The following is a 2,974-nucleotide window of genomic DNA, read 5'->3' as shown; positions in this document are numbered from 1 at the left end:
GCATGGGCCCGCGCCCCTCCCTTTCGTCCGCTCCGACGACCTTCGACGACCGCTCAGCCGCAGGACTCCGCCGGGCCGGGCTCCGACGGCGCCTCGTGCCGGGCCCCCGGGATGTGCGGCAGCCGGGCCGCCGACACCACGCCCTCCAAGTAGCCGCGCGCCCGCTCCGTCCGCGGGTACGCCTCCAGCAGCGCCCAGAAGTCCGGGCCGTGGTCCGGCACCAGCAGGTGCGCCAGCTCGTGCAGCAGCACGTAGTCGACCACGTACTCCGGCATCCCCTGCAAGCGGTGCGAGAGCCGGATCGTCCGCTCGCTCGGGGTGCACGACCCCCAGCGCGAGTTCTGATTGGTCACCCAGCGGACCTGGGAGGGCCGGGCACGACCGCCCAGATAGGCCGTCGACAGCTCCCGCGCCCGGGCCACCAGCGCGTCGTCGCCCAGCACCCGGCGGCTCTCCTGCGCGGCCAGCTTCTCCAGCATCTGCGCGACCCAGCGCTGCTCCTCCGCGTGCGACATCCGGGCCGGGATCAGCACGATGGTGCGGTCGCCCTCGCGGTAGGCGGACACCGTCCGGCTGCGGCGGGCGCTGCGCCGCACCTCCACCCGGGACCGGTCGAGCGGCTCGCGGGCGGCTCCGGGCTGCGGTTCCGGGCGCTGCTCGGAACGCTGGTCGGGCCGCTGATCAGGACGCTGCTCCGGACGCCCGCGCGTACTCGGCGCCGCCACGTGCGACCCGGACGCTGCACGGGCACGCCGAGGCGACGCCGAGGGATGGGAGTCCCGTTCGGCTGCCATGGCACACGACGTTACCCGCTCCCCCTGGCAGAAGTCCGCTGCCATGGCCGAAATGTTTCGTGGAGCGATCGGGAACGAAAGGCCTACAGCAGGTGTCCGGAATCCGACGCCGGACCGGACGCCAAGTTATCCACAGGGTGTGCAAACGGATCATTCGATGATGTGCCCGTGCCTGTGGACAACGCAGCGCACCCCGTCGCCCCGATCGGGCATGCTGCCGTCAGCCGTCCGGAAACCGTCGGAAGGAAGACCGCCGTGCGCCTCGCCCTCAAGCCCGCCCTCTCCCGCAGCTGGCGGGACTCGGACACCCTCCAGTTCGGCACCATCCCGCAGCACGCGGGGGTGCTCGGCCACGCCGCCGACAAGGCCCTGCGCGAGTTCCTCTGCCTCGTCGACGGGACCCGCGACCGGCCCGCGCTCCTCGCCGAGGGCGAGCGGATCGGCTTCGGGCGCGACCCCGCCGCCTCCCTGCTCGACCTGCTGGAGGAGGCCGGGGTGCTCGACGACGCCGAGGCCTCGGCCGAGGCCCTGGCCCGCTTCCCCCAGCCGCACCGCGACCTGCTCGGCCCCGACCTCGCGTCGCTGTCACTGATCCACGCGCCCCCGGGCGCCGCCCCCGCCGTCCTGGCCCGGCGGCCCGAGCACGCGGTCGAGGTCCGCGGCGCGGGGCGGATCGGTGCGGCCGTCGCCGCCGTCCTCGCGGCGGGCGGCATCGGCACGGTCGCCGTGGTGGACTCCGGCCGGGTCACCCCCGCGGACTGCTCCCCCGCCGGGCTGCCCCCGGCCGACGTCGGCCGGCTCCGGGCCACCGCCGCCCGCGAGGCCGTCGACCGTGCCACCGCGCGCCGCCCCGGCCGGCGCAGCCGGCAGCCGAGACCGGGGCTGCCCGACCTGGTGGTGCTCGCCGCCCGGGACGGCAGCGGTGCGTTCGCCGGTGGCACACCCCAGGCCCGCGAGCTGCTCCGGGCCGGGGTCCCGCACCTGTACGTCGGAGTGGTGGAGGAGTACGGGGTGGTCGGGCCCCTGGTCCTGCCGGGCGTCTCGGCCTGCGGCCACTGCCTGGTCCTGACCCGGGAGGACGAGGACGCCGCCTGGCCCCGGATCCTCGCCCAGCTCGCCGAAGGCGGGCCTGGGCGGGCACCGACCCCGGCCTGCGACACCGCCCTGGCGACGTCGGTCGCCGGCCTCGCGGCACTGCACGTCCAGGTCTACCTGGACGGCGGCCGACCGCCCAGCGTGGACGGCTGGTGCGAACTGTCCGCGGTGGACGGCATGATCCGCCGCCTACGGCTCAAGGGCCACCCGGACTGCGGCTGCCTCTGGCAGCCGACACCACCGCACTGAGGCCCGGCTCCGCGCAGTAGCCATCGAAGCGGTTCGAAAGGAGGAAGCCGCACCCGGCCGGAGCGGCAACTGCGGCATCGCGCTGGTTGCCACACGCCAAGTCGCCCGGGCACCCACCGAGCCGGTCTCGGGCAACGGTGACGACACCGCGCGGTGGTCGTCGAAGCGACTCGAAAGGAGGTGGCAACAACCGCCGGGAGACCACCGGATCGGCAACTGCGGCACCGCACGGGTGGCCACACAACGTCCCGCCCGGGCACCCACCCGCACAACTACTGCGCTCCGCGCGGGAGTCGTCGGCACCTGGTCGGAACGCCATCGGAGTGGCAACTGCGGCACCGCGCAGCTTGCCACACGCCGAGTCGCCCGGGCACCCACCCGAGCGGCTCCGGGACGGCCTCGGGCAGTGGCAACGGCACCGCGGGAAAGGCACGTGGCGGCCCGGCAACCGGTCGGGGCGGCTCCGGGACGGCTTCGGGGCAAGGACTGCGGTACCGCTCCGGCAATGGCCGCCGGAACGGTGCCGGGACAACGGCCACCGTGCCCGGGCGGTGGTGGCGGCGAAGCGCAGGAGCCACACGGCGGCTCCGGCAACCGGTCCGGGCAGCCACCCGGGGCGGCTCCGGGACGGCCACGGGGCTCGGACTGTGGCATCGCCCCGGCAGTGGCCGCCGGGACGGTGCCGGGACGACGGCCGCCGTGCCCGGGCGGTGGTGGCGGGCAAGGCGCCTCAGGCTGTGGCGGCATTCCCTGGGTCAGCGGCGAGCCGTCCGGGCAACGGCTGCCGTGTCCTGGGCTGCCTCGGCCCCCCCGCGCGTGGCCCAGCGCCCCCGCAA

At 75.6% G+C, this 2,974-nt stretch carries 2 protein-coding genes; one reads left to right on the top strand and one right to left on the bottom strand.

Annotated elements, in window-relative coordinates:
• Positions 1–53 precede the first annotated feature (53 nt).
• The gene (locus ACFU74_RS36745) at positions 54–725 is read right to left on the bottom strand and encodes a M48 family metallopeptidase (RefSeq protein WP_380764482.1); all 672 of its coding nucleotides are present in this window, start codon (positions 723–725) and stop codon (positions 54–56) included.
• Positions 726–1,049: 324 nt separating this feature from the next.
• Here ACFU74_RS36745 and ACFU74_RS36740 point away from each other — a divergent pair, with 324 nt between their 5' ends.
• Positions 1,050–2,138, top strand: a complete 1,089-nt coding sequence (locus ACFU74_RS36740) for a ThiF family adenylyltransferase (RefSeq protein WP_380764481.1) — start codon at positions 1,050–1,052, stop codon at positions 2,136–2,138.
• Positions 2,139–2,974 lie beyond the last annotated feature (836 nt).

The organism is Kitasatospora sp. NPDC057500 (genome assembly GCF_042802195.1).
Taxonomy (GTDB): Bacteria; Actinomycetota; Actinomycetes; order Streptomycetales; family Streptomycetaceae; genus Kitasatospora.
This window is presented reverse-complemented; position numbering and strand designations above follow the sequence as displayed.